The sequence below is a fragment of the Marinobacter sp. F4206 genome (assembly GCF_019392195.1).
Classification (GTDB): domain Bacteria; phylum Pseudomonadota; class Gammaproteobacteria; order Pseudomonadales; family Oleiphilaceae; genus Marinobacter.
Genome location: NZ_JAHXKI010000007.1, coordinates 13,091 through 33,217, shown reverse-complemented (window position 1 = coordinate 33,217; position 20,127 = coordinate 13,091). Strand labels below are relative to the sequence as shown.

Below are 20,127 nucleotides of genomic sequence, written 5' to 3'. Positions count from 1 at the left end.
CAAAAATTCAACGCTGTAGGTCGAGTATAGACGTTAGAGTAGATTAGCAACAACTTCTTCTAAGCGCTTGTGTAAAAAGGCCATCGTGACTGAACTAATGCTCAGAACACGATGGCCTTAACACTTTTGTGACCACAATCATAAGGATCGTGGATCAAAATGGAAGGACTGGAGTCAGCCCTGCCCCTTGATTTCGCTCAGACCGCGGTACGGTGCCTTACCATCCAGAGCCTCTTCGATGCGAAGCAGCTGGTTGTACTTGGCAACGCGGTCGGAACGGCACAGGGAACCGGTTTTGATCTGGCCGGCGCAGGTTGCCACCGCAAGATCGGCGATGGTGGTGTCTTCTGTTTCGCCAGAGCGGTGGGAAATCACGGCGGTGTAGCCCGCGTCCTGAGCCATCTTGATGGCATCCAGGGTTTCACTCAGGCTACCGATCTGGTTGAACTTGATCAGGATGGAGTTGCCCACGCCCTTGTCGATACCCTGCTTGAGGATACGGGTGTTGGTCACGAACAGGTCGTCGCCCACCAACTGGACCTTGCTGCCCAGCTTGTCAGTCAGCACTTTCCAGCCGTCCCAGTCACTCTCGTCCATGCCATCTTCGATGGAGACAATCGGATAACGCTCACAGAGGCCCGCCAGGTAGTCGGCGAAGCCTTCGGAATCAAAGCTCTTGCCCTCACCGGACAGCTGGTACTGACCATCTTTGTAGAATTCGGAGGAAGCGCAGTCCAGCGCCAGGGTGACGTCGGTTCCCAATTCGTAACCGGCCTTTTCAACCGCTTCCTTGATGACCGCCAGCGCGGCCTCGTTGGACGGCAGGTTCGGGGCAAACCCGCCCTCGTCACCAACGGCCGTGTTCAGACCCTGGGCCTTGAGCACTTTCTTCAGGCTATGGAAAATCTCGGCGCCAATACGCAGGGCTTCGGCGAAGCTCTTGGCCGCGACCGGCTGAACCATGAATTCCTGGATATCAACGTTGTTGTCGGCATGCTCGCCGCCGTTGAGGATATTCATCATTGGCACCGGCATGCTGAACTGGCCGGAGGTACCGTTCAGATCGGCAATGTGGGCATAAAGCGGCTTGCCCAGAGATTCGGCTGCGGCTTTGGCTGCCGCCAGAGACACAGCCAGAATGGCGTTTGCGCCCAGATTGGCCTTGTTGTCGGTGCCATCGAGCTCCAGCATCACCTGATCGAGGGCGCGCTGATCTGCCGCATCTTTGCCCAGCAACGCCTCACGGATCTTGCCATTTACCGCATCAACGGCCTTACGCACACCCTTGCCCAGATAGCGGGAGGCATCCTGATCACGCAGTTCCAGCGCCTCGCGGGAACCGGTGGACGCACCAGATGGCGCACAGGCGCGGCCGAGGGTGCCGTCTTCAAGGAGGACGTCCGCTTCAACAGTCGGGTTACCGCGGGAGTCGAGGACCTCGCGAGCCTTGATGTTGGCAATCTTGGTCATTGTGATGAATCTCCAAAATATTCAAGTAGTCAAAGGGTGTGACGAAACGAAGAACACCGCCAATCAGGCGGTGTCGATAGGTTTAAAGCTTTTCACAAGGTCATCGACGGCTTTCACACGCGCCAGGAACGGTTCCAGCTGGCTCAGGCGCAGGGCGCATGGGCCGTCGCATTTGGCCTGATCCGGGTCCGGATGGGCCTCAAGAAACAGACCGGCAAGCCCCTGGGACATACCCGCAAGCGCCAGGTCGGTGACCTGGGCACGACGACCACCGGCAGAATCGGCACGACCGCCGGGCATCTGCAGGGAATGGGTCACGTCGAACATCACCGGCACATCCATCGCTTTCATGATCCCGAAGCCAAGCATGTCCACGACCAGGTTGTTGTACCCGAAGCTGGTGCCACGCTCGCAAAGAATCACTTTGTCGTTGCCGGCTTCCTGGCACTTGCTGATGATGTGCTTCATTTCCTGGGGTGCCAGGAACTGGGCCTTCTTGATATTGATCACCGCACCGGTTTCAGCCATGGCAACCACCAGATCGGTCTGACGACTCAGGAAGGCCGGCAGCTGAATAATGTCACAGACCTCTGCTGCCGGTGCGGCCTGCTCCGGCTCATGCACGTCGGAAATGATGGGCACACCGAACTTGCTTTTGATATCAGCCAGGATCTGGAGACCCTGCTCCAGACCCGGTCCACGAAAGGAATGCACCGATGAGCGGTTGGCCTTGTCGAACGATGCCTTGAAGACATAGGGAATGCCCAGCTTCCGGCACACTTCAACGTAGGACTCAGCAACTTCGAACGCCAGCTCCCGGGATTCCAGGACATTCATGCCACCGAACAGCACAAATGGCTTGTCGTTGGCTACCTCGATATCCGAAACGCTAACGGTGCTTCGCGCCATGATCAGGCTCCCTTCTTACGCGCCAGGGCGGCTTCAACAAAGCCCTTGAACAGCGGGTGACCGTCGCGCGGTGTCGAGGTAAATTCCGGATGGAACTGACAGGCGACGAACCAGGGATGATCGCCAGCTTCCACGACTTCCACCAGCTTGCCATCGGAGGAACGACCGGAGATTTTCAGGCCGGCTTCTTCCAGCCTGGGCAAAAAGTGGTTGTTCACCTCATAGCGGTGACGATGGCGCTCGCGAATGGTTTTCCGGCCGTAGCAGTTGGCAATGGTTGAGCCTTCGGTCAGCACACAATCCTGCGCGCCGAGACGCATGGTGCCGCCGAGATCGGACTCTCCAGTACGCTCTTCGCGCTCACCCGTGGAGTCCAACCACTCGGTAATCAGCCCCACTACCGGCTCTGGCGTATGCTCACGGAATTCGGTGCTATGGGCGTCTTTCAGACCGGCCACATTGCGGGCGTATTCAATCACCGCCACCTGCATGCCCAGACAGATTCCCAGATAAGGAACCTTGTTCTCACGGGCAAACTGGACCGTGCGGATCTTGCCCTCAACCCCACGCTCACCGAAGCCACCGGGCACCAGAATGGCATCCGCGCTTTCCAGTGCGCCGGTGCCATCGCGCTCGATATCTTCGGAGTCGATGTAGTTGATATTGACCTTGGTGCGGGTCTTGATACCGGCGTGCAGCAGGGACTCGATCAGCGATTTGTAGGCATCCAGCAGCTCCATGTACTTGCCGACCATGGCGATCGTAATCTCACCCTGCGGGTTCATCAGGGATTCAACGACGTCGTCCCATTCCCCCAGATCCGCCGGACGCGCATCCAGATTGAACCGCTCGATGACCAGCTGGTCCAGGCCGTGCTCGTGAAGCATGCGCGGAATGGCGTAAATCGATTTGGCGTCCTGGAGCGGAATGACCGCGCGCTCTTCCACGTTGGTGAAGAGTGCAATCTTGCGGCGGGAGCTGGCGTCCACTTCGTGCTCGGAGCGGCACAGCAGGATATCCGGCTGGAGGCCAATGGAGCGCATTTCCTTCACGGAATGCTGGGTCGGCTTGGTCTTGATCTCGCCCGCGGTCGCAATGTAGGGAACCAGGGTCAGGTGCATGAACAGCGCACGCTGGGGGCCAACCTCGACCTTCAGTTGCCGACAGGCCTCGAGGAATGGCAGTGATTCAATATCACCCACGGTACCGCCGATCTCGATCAGTGCCACATCGGCACCGGCCGCGCCTTCAACGACACGACGCTTGATTTCGTCGGTGATGTGCGGAATTACCTGAACCGTTCCGCCCAGGTAATCACCACGACGCTCCTTACGAATGACTTCTTCGTAGACACGGCCGGTGGTGAAGTTGTTCCGACGGCTCATCGGCGTGCGGATGAACCGCTCGTAGTGGCCCAGGTCGAGGTCGGTTTCCGCGCCGTCTTCGGTGACAAAAACCTCACCGTGCTGGAACGGGCTCATGGTGCCGGGGTCCACGTTGATGTACGGGTCCAGCTTGAGAATAGTGACCTTCAGGCCGCGTGCCTCGAGGATCGCTGCCAGAGAGGCGGATGCGATACCTTTCCCCAAGGAGGACACGACACCGCCGGTGACGAAAATATAACGCGTCATGCAGATTCCATGATTGTCTGGTTCGGTGAAGGAGGGAGATTGTCATCTCAAGATGGGACGCCAGACTACCAGAAACCCCCACCTGACTCAATCAAATTCCCGCTTCACAACAAGCCGCCAACCGGCGGCAGGAGCGCCTCCCGAGTATTGTTCAGAACACCAGAAATCGCCAATGGCGATCAACTCTCCGGTGTCTCCGGAACCCGCAAAAACCAACGGGAGACAGGCCCTTTCCCAGGGTGGCACGGCCTGCTCCTGGAACCAGTTTTTCAGTGATTTCGACGGCCCATCCGGACGGGGACGAACACGCTCGCCACCCTGCCTCGTAGATACCCTTATTGGCCCGGGCGGGCATTCCGGGTTAGCGACCGGCTCCAGCAACAGTGTCCAGTCGGCCCATCGCAATGACTCACCCGGCGTCAACGTCACCGACGACTGGGGCACCGTGGAGTGCTCCGGCACCAGATAAATCCACCCCTGGAACCGGCGCAGTCGAAACCCTTCCCCCCGCAACTCGGGTTCCCGGTCCTCGCGGGCCTGCAGCAGATCGTGCATAACCTGGTGCCAGTCCGAAACCACCGGCGGACGAAATCCACACTCCCGACTCCACCAGCGCATCAGATTTTTCTGCTCCACGACACTAAGCCCTTGCAAGGCGCGGACGGACACCGCCCTCGTACCCTCGGAACAGTCAGCCCATTGGCGCTCCGCCAGCCGCTCATTCAGAAACTCACTGTCGGCACAGGCCCTGGCACTGTGACGAACCCGCTGCGCCAGGCCCGGCCAACGGGCCCTCAGACCCGGAATGATGGCATGGCGAAGGTAATTGCGGTCATACCCCTGATCGGTATTGCTCGGGTCTTCCACCCACTCGAGCTCGGCTCTCCGTGCCCAGCGTTCAAGTTCCGCCCGTTCCAGCTCCAGCAGTGGCCGGGCAAGCTGCCCTGCCCCCAGCGGACGACAGTGCGGCATGCCGGCCAGCCCCGCGACTCCGCTGCCCCGAACCAGGCGAAACAGAACCGTTTCCACCTGATCGTCCGCGTGATGAGCCAAAAGCAGCAGGTCGCCCGGTTCAAGGACTTCTTCAAACACGGCGTAGCGGGCTTCGCGAGCGGCCTCTTCCACACCGCCGGTGCCGGTGTCGGCGCCAGCCCGTCCGTTGCCGACTGAAACACGTCGGGTGACCAGGGGAATACCCAAGGCGCTGCACTGGGCACGACAGAACGCCTCGGTGTCGCCGGCGTTGGGCTGGAGCTGATGATTTACATGAACGGCACGAATGCCAACTCGGTCACGGTGACAGAAGGCGGCCAGGTGCAGGAGCAAGACGGAATCCAGGCCACCACTCAGGGCGACCCACAGGCGGGAATGTTCGGGGAGCGACCTGACCGGCGCGCACAGTGCATCCGGCCAGGCAAATCCGTGATCGGGCTCAGCGCCCGTTGTCATAGCGGGTCAGCCGCTCATAGCGGCGGGCTACCAGCTCATCCAGCGGCAGGCGGCTGAGTTCCGCCACGCCATTGGCCAGGATCTCTTTCAGGGATTCCGACATCTCATCCGGGTTTCGGTGGGCGCCACCCAGGGGCTCCTGAATGACATTATCGGCCAACCCAAGGTCCCTCAGACGATCTGCTGTTACCCCCATGGCCTCTGCGGCCTGGGCTGCAAATTCTGCACTCTTCCAGAGGATAGAGGCACAACCTTCCGGGGAGATCACCGCATAGGTGGAGTACTGAAGCATATTCAACTGGTCGCAAACACCGATCGCCAGCGCGCCACCGGACCCGCCCTCACCAATCACCGTGGAGATGATCGGTGTCTTCAGTCGGGACATCACCGCCAGGTTGAAGGCGATGGCCTCACTCTGGCCACGCTCCTCGGCACCGATCCCGGGATAGGCTCCCGGGGTATCGATAAAGGTCAGGATCGGCATCTTGAACCGTTCAGCCATCTCCATCAGCCGCAGGGCTTTGCGATAGCCTTCCGGGCGGGGCATGCCGAAGTTGCGCTTGACCTTGTCCCGCACTTCCCGGCCTTTCTGGTGACCAATGATCATCACCGGCTTGTCGTTCAGACGCGCAGTCCCGCCGACAATGGCCAGATCGTCTGCGTACCGGCGGTCGCCGTGCAACTCGTCGAAGTCCTCAAAAATCGATTCAATGTAATCGAGTGTGTAAGGTCTGCGCGGATGACGGGCCAGACGAGCCACGTCCCAGGGTTTGAGATTCGAGAAGATGCTTTCAGTCAGGCTGACGCTCTTCTTCTTGAGCCGTGCAATCTCGTCGGTAATGTTGATATCGGTGTCGTTGCCCACCATGCGAAGCTCTTCAATCTTGGCTTCCAGGTCGGCAATGGGCTGTTCGAAATCCAGATAATTAGGGTTCATGATGTTCCATCATTTGATTGCCAGGTGGAGAAACACTCCGCCAAACCAGAATTTGGGACAAAGATAGCAGCGCCAGCAACACGGCTAAAGCGGACATTGGTATGAGTCGACATTCTGACAAAACCTTAATTTTTCAATATGTCAGCCGTATTTGCGCCCAGAACCTTGCCGGACTGATCTAATCATAGACCAGTTCTACGGACTGGTCGCCCACGAGGTAGCGAAGCTCCAGCAGCAGGTTATCGTCGGGCTGTACCCGCCAGGACTCCCCCAGTTCAATCCGGGTCTGGGCCTCGGCACTGGTGTATTCAATCCAGACCGGACTGCCCTCACACCGGAAGGGTCGGAGCGTGTTGTCCAGCTTTTCCAGCAGGCCGTTTTGCAGCTGGTCCGAACGCAGGGCAAGTTTTAGCCCACGGCTGAACTGCTGACGGGCGGTACCGACGTCCATCACCGAGCTCACCCGCATCTTCATCTGACCGGAATAGTCGTCGTGACTGACCTGGCCTTCGACCACAATCACCTGGTCCGACTGCAACAGCTCCCGATTCTCGAAAAAAGCTTCCGAGAACAGCGTTGCCTCGATACGGGCGCTACGGTCATCGAGGGTGATGAAACACATGGTTGAACCGGTCCGCGTCTTCATCGTGCGCTGGGCGACCACCAGGCCGGCCACCCGCTGGGGTGACTTGTTGGGCTTCAGGTCGGCAATGGAGGAACGCACAAAACGGCGCACTTCCTTCTCATACTCGTCGAACGGATGGCCCGTCAGGTACAAGCCAAGGGTATCCTTCTCACCTTTCAGGCGCTGTTTTTCCGGCCACTCCCGAACGCCAGCCACGTCGGCATAGGGATCGCCGCCCTCACCGCCTTCAAGCATCTCGCCAAACATATCCGTCATGCCCACGGATTCATTCCGGGACTGCTGGCCGGCCTGCTGAACCGCCTTGTCAATACTGGCCATCAGCTGCGCCCGGCTGGCACCCAGCTTATCCATGGCACCGGAGCGGATCAGCGCCTCCATGGCGCGCTTGTTGACCTTTTTCAGATCAATACGTCGACAGAAATCGAAAATATCCTGGTAGGGTTCGCCGTCACCACGGCCTTCCACGACACTCTGGATCGGCCCCTCGCCCAGCCCCTTGATGGCACCGAGGCCATACACGATCTGGCCATCATCATTGACCGTGAAGGTGTACTCCGACCGGCTCACATCCGGAACCAGAAGGTCCAGTTTCATGTTCCTGCACTCTTCCACCAGCGTGACCACCTTGTCGGTGTTCTGCATATCGGCGGTGAGCACCGCGGCCATGAACTCGGCCGGGTAATGCGCCTTCAGCCACAGGGTCTGGTAGGACACCAGCGCGTAGGCGGCGGAGTGGGACTTGTTGAAACCGTAACCGGCGAACTTCTCCACGAGGTCGAAGATGTTTTCTGCCAGGGTCTTGTCGATGCCGTTCTGCTCGCAGCCGTCCAGGAAGAACTGCTTCTGCTTGGCCATTTCCTCGGGCTTTTTCTTACCCATGGCCCGACGCAGCATGTCCGCGTTACCAAGGCTGTAACCGGCCATGACCTGGGCGATCTGCATGACCTGTTCCTGGTAGAGGATGACCCCGTAGGTGGGCTCCAGAACCGGCTTCAGGCCTTCATACTGATAATCGGGATGCGGGAAGGACATGGGCTGGCGACCATGCTTCCGGTCGATGAAGTCATCAACCATACCGGACTGCAGCGGCCCCGGCCGGAACAACGCTACCAGGGCGATCATGTCTTCCAGGGAGTCTGGCTGAAGCCGCCGGATCAGGTCCTTCATGCCCCGGGATTCCAGCTGGAACACCGCTGTGGTCTCGGCCTTCTTGAGCATGTCGAACGACGGCACATCGTCGAGCGGGATTTCATTGATATCCAGCTCCGGCAGGTCTCGCTGCTGCCGGCGCGGGTTAATCATATTCAGGGCCCACTTGATGATCGTGAGCGTGCGCAGCCCCAGGAAGTCGAACTTGACCAGTCCGGCATCTTCCACGTCGCCCTTGTCAAACTGGGTGACCAGGCTACCGCCCTCATCATCACAATAGAGCGGCGAGAAATCGGTGATCTTGGTGGGCGCGATCACTACGCCGCCGGCGTGTTTACCGGCATTCCGGCAGACACCTTCGAGCTTGAGCGCCATCTCCCAGATTTCCTGGGCTTCCTCATCGTTCTCGAGGAACTCCTTGAGCTGGGGCTCCTGCTCGATGGCCTTTTCCAGGGTCATGCCCACTTCGAACGGGATCAGCTTGGACAACTTGTCCGCCAAACCGTAGGACTTGCCCTGCACCCGGGCCACGTCCCGCACCACCGCCTTGGCCGCCATGGTCCCGAAGGTGATGATCTGGGAAACCGCCTCCCGGCCATATTTCTGGGCGGTGTACTCGATAACCCGGTCACGGCCTTCCATGCAGAAATCGACGTCAAAATCGGGCATGGAGACCCGCTCAGGGTTCAGGAACCGCTCGAACAGGAGATCGTATTCAAGGGGGTCAAGATCGGTGATCAGCTGGGCATAGGCCACCAGTGAACCGGCACCGGAACCCCGGCCCGGCCCGACCGGCACGCCATTGTTCTTGGCCCACTTGATGAAGTCCATCACGATCAGGAAGTAGCCCGGGAACCCCATCTGAATGATGATATCCAGCTCGAAGTTCAGCCGCTTGTAGTAGGCTGCCCGCTTTTCCTCGTAATCGGGATCATCCTTGCTCAGGGTCTTGGCAAGACGTTCTTCCAGTCCTTCCTCGGACACCTTGCGGAAGTAGTCGTCCATGGTCATCCCATCCGGGATGGGATAATTCGGCAGGAAGTACTCGCCCATCCGGACCTTCACGGAGCAGCGGCGGGCAATCTCCATGGTGTTCTCGATAGCCTCGGGAATGTCGGCAAACAGCTCGATCATGTCCTCGGCGCTGCGCAGGTATTGCTGGTCGCTGAACCGTCGGTCCCGACGGGGGTCGTCCAGTGTCCGACTCTCGCCGATGCAGACCCGGGCCTCGTGGGCTTCAAAGTCCTCGGCATCAACAAAGTGCACATCGTTGGTAGCCACCACCGGCAGACCCAGCTCCTGGGCCAGCGCAACACTCCGGTGCAGGCAGTCCTCATCGCCGGGACGACCGGTACGCTGAAGTTCCAGGTAACAGGCATCCGGATAGAGGTTCATCCAGTACTCGGCACGCTCCCGAGCAAGCTCTGGCTTGTCGGCCAGCAGGGCCTTGCCGATATCGCCCAGTTTCGCCCCGGACAGCATGATCAGGCCGCCAGGCCGGTCTTCCAGCCACTTGCGCTGAATAATCGGCTTGCCGAAACGCTGCCCTTCGGTGTAACCCAGAGAAATAATTTCAGTCAGGTTCAGGTAGCCATCGTTATTCCGCGCCAACAACGTCAGCCTGAACGGATTGTCCGGTTCGTCGGGATTCTCCAGCCAGAGGTCCGCCCCGATAATGGGCTTCACTCCGGCACCGGTGGCGGCCTTGTAGAAACGAACCAGGGAACACATGTTCGACTGCTCGGTGAGTCCGACGGCTGGCATACCCAGCTCGGCAACCCGGTTGATCAGGGGCTTTACCCGTACCAGTCCGTCAACCATTGAGTATTCGGAATGTACGCGGAGGTGTACAAAAGTCTGTGCCATAACGTCAGGCAATTCCTGTGGTAAATTCTGTTCGGGCCCGGGCGTTAACCGCCAATCAGGGCCCGGATGTCTGCTTCTGTCTGGGGGCCGAAGCGGGCCTCGAGCAACTCCCCGTCCGGGTTCATCACAAAGGTTGCCGGCAAGGCCACCGGCGTCTGCCAACCAAGCTTCTGGCCCGGGTCTTCCGCCAGCATGGTGAACTCAATGCCCATGCGCTCCCCCAACTGTTCCAACTCCTGACCCTGGATGCCATCAAAATTGACACCGAGTACGGCGATATCCGGCGCCTTGTCCAACTCATTGAGTTCGGGAATCTCCTCCAGACAGGGCTTGCACCATTCCGCCCAGTAATTGACCAGAACCCACTGGCCACGAAGCTGGTCCCAGTTCAGTTTCGGACCGCCAGCGCGGTCCAGCTCGATCTTCTCGCAACCGGCGGTCACCAGGATCAGAAAGAACAGCCCGAAGCGGGCCATCCGGTGGAGAAACCTCCGGTTTGCAGGGTACTGCACGAGAAAACCTCCTGTTAGACTACGGGCGGACAAAACTGCTGTATCCATTCAGACAGACGATCAGGCTCGAAGATGACAGAACCAACCCGGATTTTCCACAACCCACGCTGTTCAAAATCACGCCAAACCCTTGAACTGCTTACAGATCGGGGGATTGAACCGGAAATTGTGCGCTACCTGGAAACACCGCCGACACAGCGCGAAATGGCCGATATCCTGGCGGCACTTGATGCCGAGCCCCGCGCGCTGATGCGCACCAAGGAAAAGGAATACAAGGAGCTCGGACTCGACAACCCCGATCTGAGTCGTGACCAGCTTATCGCCGCCATGGTGGCCAACCCCAAACTGATTGAGCGCCCCATTGTACTCGCGAATGGCAAGGTTGCGGTAGGTCGACCGCCGGAAAACGTGCTGTCAATCCTGTAATACCAGCTCACGCAATTCACCACTGATTGAAGGAACCCGCCCATGGCCGAACAGGCGCCGTATATCCTGATCCTGTTTTACAGCCGGAACGGCCAAACCACCGAACTGGCAACCCAGATCGGTCGGGGAGTGGCCCGGGTTGCCGGTATCGAGGCCCGCGTACGAACCGTGCCGCCGGTATCGCCGGATACCGACGCGTCACTGCCTCCTGTGCCCGACAGTGGCGCGCCTTATGCCACCAAATCAGACCTCGCCCACTGTGCCGGGCTGGCACTGGGCAGCCCGACCCGCTTTGGCAACATGGCGGCACCCCTGAAGCACTTTCTCGATACCACCGGCGACCTCTGGCTCAGTGGCGCCTTGTCGGGAAAACCGGCTGGCGCCTTCACCTCAACCGGAAGTCTCCATGGCGGTCAGGAAAGCACCCTGTTGACCATGATGATCCCCCTGCTGCACCACGGCATGGTGCTATGCGGCCTGCCCTACACCGAAAAAGCGCTCGGTGAGACGGAAACCGGGGGGACACCCTATGGACCCAGTCACTGGGCGGGCACCGGCGAGCAATTACCCGTCAGTCCCCATGAAAAAGCCCTGTGTCAGGCCCTGGGTGAGCGTCTGGCCCGTTTCGCACTCAAACTGTCCGCCTGATACACCCCGGACCGCTTGTCGTAATGCACTTCTAAACTCTCTTTGGAATCACGCTATGCTTCACAACCCCAAAGCCCGGAACACAGCCCGGCTGACCATCCTGCTTTATCTGGGCGTGCTGGCTACGCTGCTGGTCACCACATTTTATCCCGCCCCTGTGGAGGGCGTCTCAGTTCCGCTGATGCTGACGGTTAAACTGTTGCCACTACTGGCCTTCGCCGTTCCGGTGTTCCGTGGTCACAACCGGGGTTACATCTGGCTGGCCTTTGTGGTCATCTTCTACTTCACCCAGGCGGTGGTTTCCGCCTGGTTGAGCGAAGGCGCCGCCGGGCCGGTTCTGCTCACCGTGCTGACGTTCCTGCTGTTCACTGTGGCCATGATTCACCTGAAAGTGAACCGGCCAGTTGCAGACTGATCCACCCTGAAACGAATGCAACAGCGAGTTCCCATGTCTGACACCCACACGCCTGAGCGTGCTCAAAAACCGACGGTACCCGCGCACAGCACACTGACCCTGAGAGACGTGTGCACGGCGCTGGTTACCAGCGGGGAAATCAGTCAGGACGACGCCGAACGGGTTTTGACGGCCAACCTCGGCGCCGCCTCCGGCACTGGCCAGGCGGCAAAACGCCATCCGCTGGAGCTGGTTGCCATCGCAGGCCTCACCAGCCTGAAAACCGACCGGACCCTGGATCTTGACCGCCTGACCCTGTGGCTCGCGGACTGGGCGGGGCAGACCTATTACCATATCGATCCGCTGAAAATTGATGCCCCCGCGATCGCCAAAGTCATGTCGTATGCGTTCGCCCAGCGCCATGGCATTCTCGCCGTGGAAATCCAGCAGGATGAAGTTCTGGTCGCCAGCCCCGAGCCATTCAAAAGCGACTGGGAGAGCAATCTGCGCCAGGCCCTGCGCAAAGATATTCGTCGAGTGGTCGCCAACCCCGAGGACATCCGGCGTTACACGGTTGAATTCTACCAACTGGCCAACTCCGTCAGTAAGGCGGGCGGTAGCCAGTCACCCGGCGCCGGTGGTAACCAGAATTTCGAGCAGCTGCTGGACCTGGGCACCTCCGAAAACCCCGACGCCAACGATCAGCATGTGGTCAAGATCGTCGACTGGCTGCTTCAGTACGCCTTCGACCAGCGGGCATCGGACATCCACATCGAGCCCCGACGGGCCGTTACCCAGGTCCGCTTTCGGATCGACGGAGTTCTGCACAACGTCTACGAATTTCCGGAACACGTGGGCGTGGCCGTCACCAGCCGCCTGAAAATTCTGGGCCGCCTGAATGTTGCCGAGAAACGGCGGCCACAGGACGGCCGGATCAAGACCAGAAAGCCCGACAATCGTGAGGTGGAACTGCGGCTGGCCACCATGCCGACTGCGTTTGGCGAGAAGATGGTGATGCGGATATTCGATCCGGACGTTCTACTGAAATCCTACGAGCAGCTCGGTTTCGGCAAGGATGACCGGGAACGCTGGCAAGCCATCACTTCTCACCCCCATGGCATTGTCCTGGTCACCGGCCCCACCGGCTCCGGCAAAACCACCACACTCTACTCCACGCTCAAGCAGGTGGCTTCGCCAGAACTGAACGTCTGCACCATTGAAGACCCAATCGAGATGGTGGAACCGGCGTTCAACCAGATGCAGGTTCAGAACAACATTGATCTGACGTTCGCGGCGGGGGTTCGGGCGCTGTTGCGGCAGGATCCGGACATCATCATGATCGGCGAGATCCGGGATCTGGAAACCGCAGAGATGGCCGTGCAGGCTGCACTTACCGGCCACCTCGTGCTTTCCACGCTGCACACCAACGACGCCCCCAGCGCGATCACCCGACTGATGGAACTGGGCATTCCTCCCTACCTGATTCGCGCCACCGTTCTCGGCGTCATGGCCCAGCGCCTGACCCGCACCCTGTGCCCGCACTGCAAGGCACCCGGGCCTGCAGACGAACAGGCCTGGCAGACCCTGACCCGGCCCTGGAAGGCACCGGTTCCCAAACAGTTCTATCATCCGGTGGGCTGCCTGGAATGCCGGAATACCGGTTATCTCGGTCGTGCCGGCGTCTACGAGATCATGAGTCTGTCCGGCACCCTGACCCGGCAGATCACCGACCGATGCGAGCTTGAACAGTTGCGACTGGATGCCTATAAGGAAGGCATGAAATCGCTGAGACTCAGCGGTGCCCAGAAGGTTGCGGCGGGACAAACGACAGTCGAGGAGATTCTCCGGGTAACCCCGGAAAGCCAGCGGTGACGTTCGGTTGATTTCAGGCGCCGGGCCGTAACCCACACTGTCCAAGCAGGTTCTGCCAGGCCCGGGTATGGCGTGACATGGCCTCATCAAGTTCCCGCCAGAGACTATTTTCTGCAACCTGGGACAAATGCCGTTGGTACCAGCTCTCGAAGGCCGACGGCATAACGCTCCGCTGCTCCCCGGCCAGCGCGGCAAGCGGCTCGATCAGGGTCATCCGGGCCCGACGCACATCGCTCATATACGGCTGTATCTTTTCGATATAGACGCTGAAGAACATGCTCTGGACGATCTCTGACTGATTGTTGGGCTTGCCGTTCAGGCACAAGGGACGTCCGTTTACCCGACCCTGAATAAGGGCCGTGGCATCATCAAGCCGGGTTTTCAGTAAGGCTGCGCTATTGATCAACTGGCCGGCCCGGTATTCCGCCTGCCACCGCTGTTGCACGGAGCCGGCAAATTCCAACGATACCTCGAGCGTCCCCGACCGCAAGGCTACCACCGCGTTTTTCAGCTCATTGGCATCAAGCGCCAGATCAGATACCGGATTTCCCTTGGGCGAGACGGGATAATACCCCTTGGCCAGGGTAAACAGCGTCTCGATTTCTTCGACGCCCCAAGTGGCATTCCAGATCGCAATGGGCAAGGATTCCCGCTTGCTTTCTATCGCCTCTTCCAGGGCCTCCACCAACTCTTCGTCGTCCGTTTCGGGCAAGCAGTCCTGGGCCGCCTCGATAAACCGGAGTTCGTAACGTAACCGGTTCAACGGTTGCATGACCTTGCCCATGACCGAGTTCTTCTCGCCCACCACGAACTGCAACTCACAGCCATACAGGGACAGAAAGTCCAGCATGCCCATATCCAGCTCCGGCATGGGCAGGACCCGATTGCGGCGTCTGGGGATTTGCGAGGGAGACTCAATGGCGGTGACCCCGGGCTCCGTTTCCAGAACCCGGGCGACCCGCTCAACGTATTCATCCATCATCGGACGGGCTTCAGAGAAGGGATTGCACCCGCTCAGAAGTGCCAGAAACAGGCCCGAAACGAGTATCCTGATCCATCTGACACCGGGCATGAACGTCTCCTGAGCGTTGACAAGGGAGGCTTACCGCTTGCGCAGCAGGGGATCCACCTCCGAAAAATCACGGGCCACGAACCGGCCGGTTTCAGGCAGGTCGCCGTCACGCACCAGCCAGGCCGTTTTCATTCCAGCCGCCTCAGCCGCCTCCAGCTCCGCCTCGACATCGGACAGGAACAGAACCGTCTTGGGCTCCACCCCCAGCTCACTCAGGATCGCCCGATAAGAGTCGGCCTCTTTCTTGCCGCCGATCCGGGTGTCGAAATACCCGGAAAAGTACGGGGTGAAGTCTCCGGCCGTGGTGAATCCGAAGATCAGCTGCTGGGCCTTGACCGATCCGGAGGAGTATACGAACAGACGTAAACCCCGATCATGCCAACGCTGCAGGTAGTCGGCAGCGTCGTCGTATATGTGTCCCTTGATCTCTCCCTGCTGGTAGCCTTGCTCCCAGACCATACCCTGAAGGGCTTTCAATGGAGTTTCTTTGCGGTCTTCCCGGATCCAGGTCTGCAGGGTGTCTATCAGCGCCTCGATATCGCTGCGATCAACATTGGCCTTTTGTGCCACCGCATCCAGCTGCTCAGCCACAGCGGGGCTGTCCTCATGGTGCTCCCGGACGAACGCCGGGAGATGCTCGCTGGCATAGGGAAACAGCACGTCGTGAACAAAGGAGATCGAGCTCGTTGTCCCCTCGATATCGGTCAGGACAATCCGGATCATCCGGCAGCTCCTGCCAGTGCTTCATAACGCGGCAAATGCCCTGCGATATCTTCACCGGTAAAGTCCGCCACCCAGCCTTCGGGATTGGTGAACAGGCGGATACAGGTAAACCGCGGTTCGGGCCCCATGTCGAACCAGTGCCGGGTGCCGTTTGGTACGCTGATCAGATCGTTTTTCTGACACAGAACGGCAAACACCTCGTCGCCCAGGTGCAGATAGAACAGCCCCTGCCCGCGCACGAAGAACCGGACTTCGTCCTCGCTGTGGGTGTGCTCGTCCAGGAATTTCTGGCGAAACGCGTCTTTTTGCGGATTGTCCGGGTTCAGGCTGATCACATCGGCGGTCTGAAACCCACTCTCGGCTTTCAGCGCGGCCACTTCCTCCTGATAAGCCTCCAGAATGTCGTCCTGAGAGGCTTCCGCCGGAAGATACCGGGTCGGCCACTGCTCAAAGCGAATGCCCTGCTTCGCCAATAGCTCCCGAATTTCCGACGGGTTTTCAGTGACCGTATGAGCCGTCTCTGGCTGGCTCTGGTTAAAAATACTCAAGGTAGTCATGGGCGAACCCTCATGGTTTCAAGTTCACATTCAAACAGGAATTCAAAGGCTTCTACATGGCGAAGGCAGTCCGCCATGGTTTTGCCCCAGGTATAGAGACCGTGGCCGCGTATCAGATAACCCGGTTGCTCCGGATGGTCTGTGAACCAGGTTTTGGTGTCTCTGGCGAGGGCATCGATGTCCTGGGTATTGTCGAAAACGGGGACGGCCAACTGGGATTCGTGGGTCTGCACACCACTGAACGCCTTTTGCAGCTCGTACCCCTCCAGCACCAATGGCTGACCCGCGGGCAGCAATCGGCTCAGCACCGTGGCCTTGACCGAGTGGGTGTGGAGCACTGCGCCCACGTCGGGAAATACCTCATAGAGTACCGTATGAAGCCGGGTTTCCGCCGACGAGCGGCAATCGCTCTGGACCGGCTGCCCGGCGAGATCCACCACCATGACATCGCCCGCGCCCAGCTCACCCTTGTGACGTCCGGATACGGTGATGGCGATGTGTCGTTCGTCGATTCGAGCCGAGTAGTTACTGCTGGTAGCCGGCGACCAGCCCCGTTGGTACAGGAAGCGTCCAGCTTCAACAATGGCGTCCGCCGCGACGGCGTATCGGGTTACATCAAACACGGCCTATCCCCCAGGTTTCGAATCGCCTTAGAAGCGTTCATTTGCCGACATTATAGGGATGGTAAAGCAGCCCGCAAATGGTGTCGCGCTGCGATCACGTCGGCGACCACGGAGATCGCAATTTCCGCGGGTGTCTTGCTGGGAATATCGACCCCGATGGGCGCGCGCAGCCGATCCAGGGCCAGCTGATCAAGCCCGAGGGAGGCAAGCCGCTCCCGACGGGCTTCCGAGGTCTTCCGGGACCCCATGGCCCCGACGTAGAAGGCCCGTGATGCCAGTGCCGCCAGCAGACCCATGTCGTCAATCCGGGGATCGTGAGCCAGGGCAAGCACCCCGGACCAGGGATCATTGAAACGCTGACCGATCAGATCATCCGGCAAGGCACGCTCCAGGGGTATGTGCGGGTACCCCCAGCCCTCGGCAAAGGCGTCCCGTGGTTCGCACAGGGTTACTTCGAAATCGGCCGCTGCCGCAAAGTCCGCAACATAGCGAGCCACCTCCCCGGCACCAATCAGCAACAATCGGCACTCGGGCTGCAGTACATGCTCGAGCTGATCGCCATCGAAGGTCAGGGATGAGGGGGACGGGCCCGTCAAGGAGACCAGTTCCGGCGCAGCATCCAGACGAACGCGGCGCGTCACAGGCCTGCGCTGTTTCAGGGCCAATGCCAGGGCGGCAACATGATTTTCCGCCTCGGCGCTCTGGAGAGGCTCCACCAAGAGGCGAATCCTGCCGCCACAGGGCAACTGGAACTGGTCGCGATCGTCATCGGTAATGCCGTAATCAATCGCCACCGGCTTCGTGGGACCACTACTGGCGGTACGACGCAGCAAGTCCTCCTCGAGGCAGCCGCCGGAGACCGACCCACTCCAGCGCCCGGACGCACTGATTGCGAGCCAGGATCCGACAGGCCGGGGCGACGAGCCCCAGGTTTCGACGATGGTGCAGAGCCAGACCCGCTCGCCCTGATCCAGCCAGGCCGCAACATCGAGGATGACCGAGGCGCGGCCGGTTGCCGGTATGCTCTCACCGGCCATCTCAGGCAGTGGCCTTTAACGGCAGGCTGCGCTGCCGTTCACCGGTCAACGCGAAAAGCGCGTTACCAAGCGCCGGAATAACCGGCGGGACACCGGGCTCCCCGACACCGGTTGGCGGTTCCTCACTGTCAACAAGCTCCACCGCCACGTCCGGGCGCTCGTATTGACGCATCAGTTGGTAGTCATGGAAGTTGCTCTGCTGGACCTCACCCTCTTCCAGGGTGATTTCACCATAGAGGGCGGCGGTCAAACCAAAGAGGATCCCCCCTTCGATCTGGTCCTCGACGATTCGCGGATTCACCACCTGGCCGCAGTCTACGGCTGCAGACACCCGATAAATTCGAATGGCACCGTTCTCAACACCAGCCTCGACCACTTGGGCGACAAAGGTGCCGAAGCTCCGGAACAGCGCGATTCCGCGCCCACGACCTTCCGGCACCGGCTGGTCCCAGCCCGCCAGCCGCGCGGCCCGATCAAGCACCTCTCGATGACGGGGTTCGGAGGCCAGCAGCTTGCGGCGAAACTGGTAAGGATCCTCGCCGGCCTCATGAGCAAGCTCATCCATGAAGGTTTCAACCGCAAAGCCATTATGGGAATAGCCCACCGAACGCCACCAGGTAACCGGCACCCCCGGATCCGTGTGGGTATGACGAATATCGATGTTGCTGACCGCGTAGGGGTATTCGACCGCCCCTTCAATGGCCGACATGTCTTTGGGCGTAGCGATGCCCTCCAGCATCAGTCCCATCGAACCAAGGCTGTCGTACATGAACTTGGGCGCCCACGGGTACTGGGCCGGCGCCGCGTTGCGCACGTACCAGTCCAGAATCTGGGGGCCAACAATCTGATGGTGCCAGCCAGTCAGCTCCCCATCCGAGAGCGACGCTCTCATACGGTGCAGCATCGCCGGGCGATAGAGATCGTGGCGGGTATCTTCCTCCCGGGACCAGATGACCTTTACCGGCTTGCCGGTGCGGTATGACACTGCGGCGGCTTCTTCGATGAAATCCTGGGTCAGTCGGCGACCGAAACCACCACCCAGGAATGTGGTGTTGATGGTGACGTCATCCGGCGACAGGTCTGTCGCCCGGGCCGCGGCAATCTGCCCCAGGTCCGGCGCCTGGGTCGGTGCCCAGATCTCCACACTGTCGCCCCGGTACCAGGCCGTCGCATTCATCGGTTCCAGGGTGGCGTGCGCCAGATAGGGCTGGGCGTATTCCACTTCGAGTACCGTGGGTGCGGCCCCGGCGGCCTTGTCAAAATCACCCTCGCTGCGTTCGGTCTCACCCGGGTTTTCGTCTGCTGCTTTGCGGTAGGCATCGAACACCTCGTTGGTGGACACCGACAGGGCCTCTGAGAAATCCCATTCGACGATCAATTTCGCCTGGGCCTTTCGGGCGCGCCAGTATTTGTCAGCGACCACAGCCACGCCACGCTCTATCTCCACCACGTCAACCACGCCAGGCATGGCCCGAACTTCCTCTGCGTTGAACGCATGGGCCCGACCACCGTAACGGGGAGCACGGGTCACCACCGCGTAGACCATGCCGGGTAATTCGACATCGATACCGTATTCGGCGGTCCCCGTAGACTTGGCTTCGGCATCAAGCCGGCCGCCGCGCTTGCCAATATACTTCCACTCGCTGCGAGGCTTGAGCCGGACATCGCCGCGAATAACCTCTTTGGACGCCAGCTCCACCAACTGGCCAAAGCGCATGGAGTCGATTCCGTTCGGATGCACCACCTGCCCGTCGCGAACGGTGCAGTCGGCGACCTCGACCTCCCAGACCCGTGCGGCGGCCATGACCAGCATCTGCCTGGCCGACGCGCCGGCGGTCCTCAATGGCTCCCAGCTGGTCGCAACACTGGTGCTGCCACCGGTGAGCTGGAGCTTGTAGAGGGGGTTGCGGTATTCCGGAGCCGCGGGCGCGAACCGTGGCGTTATGGCATCCGGCTCGACGCCAAGTTCCTCGGCAATCAAGGTTGTCAGGCCCGTGTAGGTTCCCTGCCCCATCTCCACTCGCGCCAGGGTAAAGAAGATTTCGTCGTCCCTGGTCAGCTCAAGCCAGGCATCCGGTTTCCACTCGCCGGTTTCAGGCTGATACCCGGTCTGGGCGCCGGCACAGCCAGGCAACGAAAGCGAGAGCATCAGGCTGCCAGAAGCGCCGACACCAACTTTCAGGAAGTCACGTCTGTTCATGCTCAC

Annotated in this window: 17 protein-coding genes; 4 read left to right on the top strand and 13 right to left on the bottom strand. The window is 60.0% G+C overall.

Going from position 1 to position 20,127, the window contains the following annotated elements; translation table 11 throughout:
- Positions 1 to 174: 174 nt before the first annotated feature.
- The 7 genes from eno to KZO34_RS18110 form a co-directional block, all read right to left on the bottom strand.
- Positions 175 to 1,470, bottom strand: a complete 1,296-nt coding sequence (gene eno, locus KZO34_RS18140) for a phosphopyruvate hydratase (RefSeq protein ID WP_219478354.1) — start codon at positions 1,468 to 1,470, stop codon at positions 175 to 177.
- 63 nt (positions 1,471 to 1,533) lie between these two features.
- Positions 1,534 to 2,379, bottom strand: a complete 846-nt coding sequence (gene kdsA / locus KZO34_RS18135; protein ID WP_219478352.1) for a 3-deoxy-8-phosphooctulonate synthase — start codon at positions 2,377 to 2,379, stop codon at positions 1,534 to 1,536.
- 2 nt (positions 2,380 to 2,381) lie between these two features.
- On the bottom strand, positions 2,382 to 4,010 hold the full coding sequence (locus tag KZO34_RS18130; RefSeq protein WP_219478350.1) for a CTP synthase: 1,629 nt from the start codon (positions 4,008 to 4,010) through the stop codon (positions 2,382 to 2,384).
- A gap of 87 nt (positions 4,011 to 4,097) precedes the next feature.
- Positions 4,098 to 5,459 carry a tRNA lysidine(34) synthetase TilS gene (gene tilS / locus KZO34_RS18125; protein ID WP_219478348.1) on the bottom strand — a complete coding sequence of 454 codons (1,362 nt, stop codon included), beginning with the start codon at positions 5,457 to 5,459 and terminating at the stop codon, positions 4,098 to 4,100.
- Positions 5,443 to 6,396, bottom strand: coding sequence for an acetyl-CoA carboxylase carboxyl transferase subunit alpha (accA, locus tag KZO34_RS18120; protein ID WP_219478346.1), 954 nt, complete (start codon positions 6,394 to 6,396; stop codon positions 5,443 to 5,445). Before accA ends, tilS begins: the two co-directional genes overlap by 17 nt.
- A gap of 178 nt (positions 6,397 to 6,574) precedes the next feature.
- Positions 6,575 to 10,057: a DNA polymerase III subunit alpha gene (gene dnaE / locus KZO34_RS18115; RefSeq protein ID WP_219478344.1), complete on the bottom strand. Its 3,483-nt coding sequence runs from the start codon at positions 10,055 to 10,057 to the stop codon at positions 6,575 to 6,577.
- A 44-nt stretch (positions 10,058 to 10,101) separates the two neighbouring features.
- Positions 10,102 to 10,569 carry a TlpA family protein disulfide reductase gene (locus tag KZO34_RS18110; RefSeq protein WP_374706542.1) on the bottom strand — a complete coding sequence of 156 codons (468 nt, stop codon included), beginning with the start codon at positions 10,567 to 10,569 and terminating at the stop codon, positions 10,102 to 10,104.
- Between the two features lie 72 nt (positions 10,570 to 10,641).
- Here KZO34_RS18110 and arsC point away from each other — a divergent pair, with 72 nt between their 5' ends.
- The 4 genes from arsC to KZO34_RS18090 are packed head-to-tail and all read left to right on the top strand — an operon-like array spanning position 10,642 to position 13,909.
- Positions 10,642 to 10,995 (top strand): arsenate reductase (glutaredoxin), encoded by a 354-nt coding sequence (gene arsC / locus KZO34_RS18105; RefSeq protein WP_219478343.1) that lies wholly within the window; start codon positions 10,642 to 10,644, stop codon positions 10,993 to 10,995.
- Between the two features lie 42 nt (positions 10,996 to 11,037).
- On the top strand, positions 11,038 to 11,643 hold the full coding sequence (gene wrbA, locus KZO34_RS18100) for an NAD(P)H:quinone oxidoreductase (protein ID WP_219478342.1): 606 nt from the start codon (positions 11,038 to 11,040) through the stop codon (positions 11,641 to 11,643).
- Between the two features lie 55 nt (positions 11,644 to 11,698).
- On the top strand, positions 11,699 to 12,058 hold the full coding sequence (locus KZO34_RS18095) for a DUF2069 domain-containing protein (protein WP_219478341.1): 360 nt from the start codon (positions 11,699 to 11,701) through the stop codon (positions 12,056 to 12,058).
- A 33-nt stretch (positions 12,059 to 12,091) separates the two neighbouring features.
- Positions 12,092 to 13,909, top strand: a complete 1,818-nt coding sequence (locus KZO34_RS18090) for a GspE/PulE family protein (protein ID WP_219478340.1) — start codon at positions 12,092 to 12,094, stop codon at positions 13,907 to 13,909.
- 13 nt (positions 13,910 to 13,922) lie between these two features.
- Here KZO34_RS18090 and KZO34_RS18085 read toward each other — a convergent pair whose 3' ends face one another.
- The 6 genes from KZO34_RS18085 to KZO34_RS18060 are packed head-to-tail and all read right to left on the bottom strand — an operon-like array spanning position 13,923 to position 20,121.
- Positions 13,923 to 14,981 (bottom strand): DUF3080 domain-containing protein, encoded by a 1,059-nt coding sequence (locus KZO34_RS18085; RefSeq protein ID WP_219478339.1) that lies wholly within the window; start codon positions 14,979 to 14,981, stop codon positions 13,923 to 13,925.
- A gap of 30 nt (positions 14,982 to 15,011) precedes the next feature.
- Entirely contained in the window at positions 15,012 to 15,704 is a 693-nt protein-coding gene (gene mtnC / locus KZO34_RS18080; protein WP_219478338.1) for an acireductone synthase, read from the bottom strand.
- Entirely contained in the window at positions 15,701 to 16,261 is a 561-nt protein-coding gene (locus KZO34_RS18075; RefSeq protein ID WP_219478337.1) for a 1,2-dihydroxy-3-keto-5-methylthiopentene dioxygenase, read from the bottom strand. Before KZO34_RS18075 ends, mtnC begins: the two co-directional genes overlap by 4 nt.
- Positions 16,258 to 16,884, bottom strand: coding sequence for a methylthioribulose 1-phosphate dehydratase (locus tag KZO34_RS18070; protein ID WP_219478335.1), 627 nt, complete (start codon positions 16,882 to 16,884; stop codon positions 16,258 to 16,260). Before KZO34_RS18070 ends, KZO34_RS18075 begins: the two co-directional genes overlap by 4 nt.
- Before the next feature lie 50 nt (positions 16,885 to 16,934).
- Positions 16,935 to 17,921, bottom strand: a complete 987-nt coding sequence (locus KZO34_RS18065) for an XdhC family protein (RefSeq protein WP_219478333.1) — start codon at positions 17,919 to 17,921, stop codon at positions 16,935 to 16,937.
- Between the two features lies 1 nt (position 17,922).
- Entirely contained in the window at positions 17,923 to 20,121 is a 2,199-nt protein-coding gene (locus KZO34_RS18060; protein ID WP_257900525.1) for a xanthine dehydrogenase family protein molybdopterin-binding subunit, read from the bottom strand.
- Between the last annotated feature and the right edge of the window lie 6 nt (positions 20,122 to 20,127).

Excerpts from the sequence above, each read along its gene's own strand:
- eno (WP_219478354.1), bottom strand. The coding sequence starts at position 1,470 with ATGACCAAGATTGCCAACATCAAGGCTCGCGAGGTCCTCGACTCCCGC.
- kdsA (WP_219478352.1), bottom strand. The coding sequence starts at position 2,379 with ATGGCGCGAAGCACCGTTAGCGTTTCGGATATCGAGGTAGCCAACGAC.
- KZO34_RS18130 (WP_219478350.1), bottom strand. The coding sequence starts at position 4,010 with ATGACGCGTTATATTTTCGTCACCGGCGGTGTCGTGTCCTCCTTGGGG.
- tilS (WP_219478348.1), bottom strand. The coding sequence starts at position 5,459 with ATGACAACGGGCGCTGAGCCCGATCACGGATTTGCCTGGCCGGATGCA.
- accA (WP_219478346.1), bottom strand. The coding sequence starts at position 6,396 with ATGAACCCTAATTATCTGGATTTCGAACAGCCCATTGCCGACCTGGAA.
- dnaE (WP_219478344.1), bottom strand. The coding sequence starts at position 10,057 with ATGGCACAGACTTTTGTACACCTCCGCGTACATTCCGAATACTCAATG.
- arsC (WP_219478343.1), top strand. The coding sequence starts at position 10,642 with ATGACAGAACCAACCCGGATTTTCCACAACCCACGCTGTTCAAAATCA.
- wrbA (WP_219478342.1), top strand. The coding sequence starts at position 11,038 with ATGGCCGAACAGGCGCCGTATATCCTGATCCTGTTTTACAGCCGGAAC.
- KZO34_RS18095 (WP_219478341.1), top strand. The coding sequence starts at position 11,699 with ATGCTTCACAACCCCAAAGCCCGGAACACAGCCCGGCTGACCATCCTG.
- KZO34_RS18090 (WP_219478340.1), top strand. The coding sequence starts at position 12,092 with ATGTCTGACACCCACACGCCTGAGCGTGCTCAAAAACCGACGGTACCC.
- KZO34_RS18085 (WP_219478339.1), bottom strand. The coding sequence starts at position 14,981 with ATGCCCGGTGTCAGATGGATCAGGATACTCGTTTCGGGCCTGTTTCTG.
- mtnC (WP_219478338.1), bottom strand. The coding sequence starts at position 15,704 with ATGATCCGGATTGTCCTGACCGATATCGAGGGGACAACGAGCTCGATC.
- KZO34_RS18075 (WP_219478337.1), bottom strand. The coding sequence starts at position 16,261 with ATGACTACCTTGAGTATTTTTAACCAGAGCCAGCCAGAGACGGCTCAT.
- KZO34_RS18065 (WP_219478333.1), bottom strand. The coding sequence starts at position 17,921 with ATGGCCGGTGAGAGCATACCGGCAACCGGCCGCGCCTCGGTCATCCTC.
- KZO34_RS18060 (WP_257900525.1), bottom strand. The coding sequence starts at position 20,121 with ATGAACAGACGTGACTTCCTGAAAGTTGGTGTCGGCGCTTCTGGCAGC.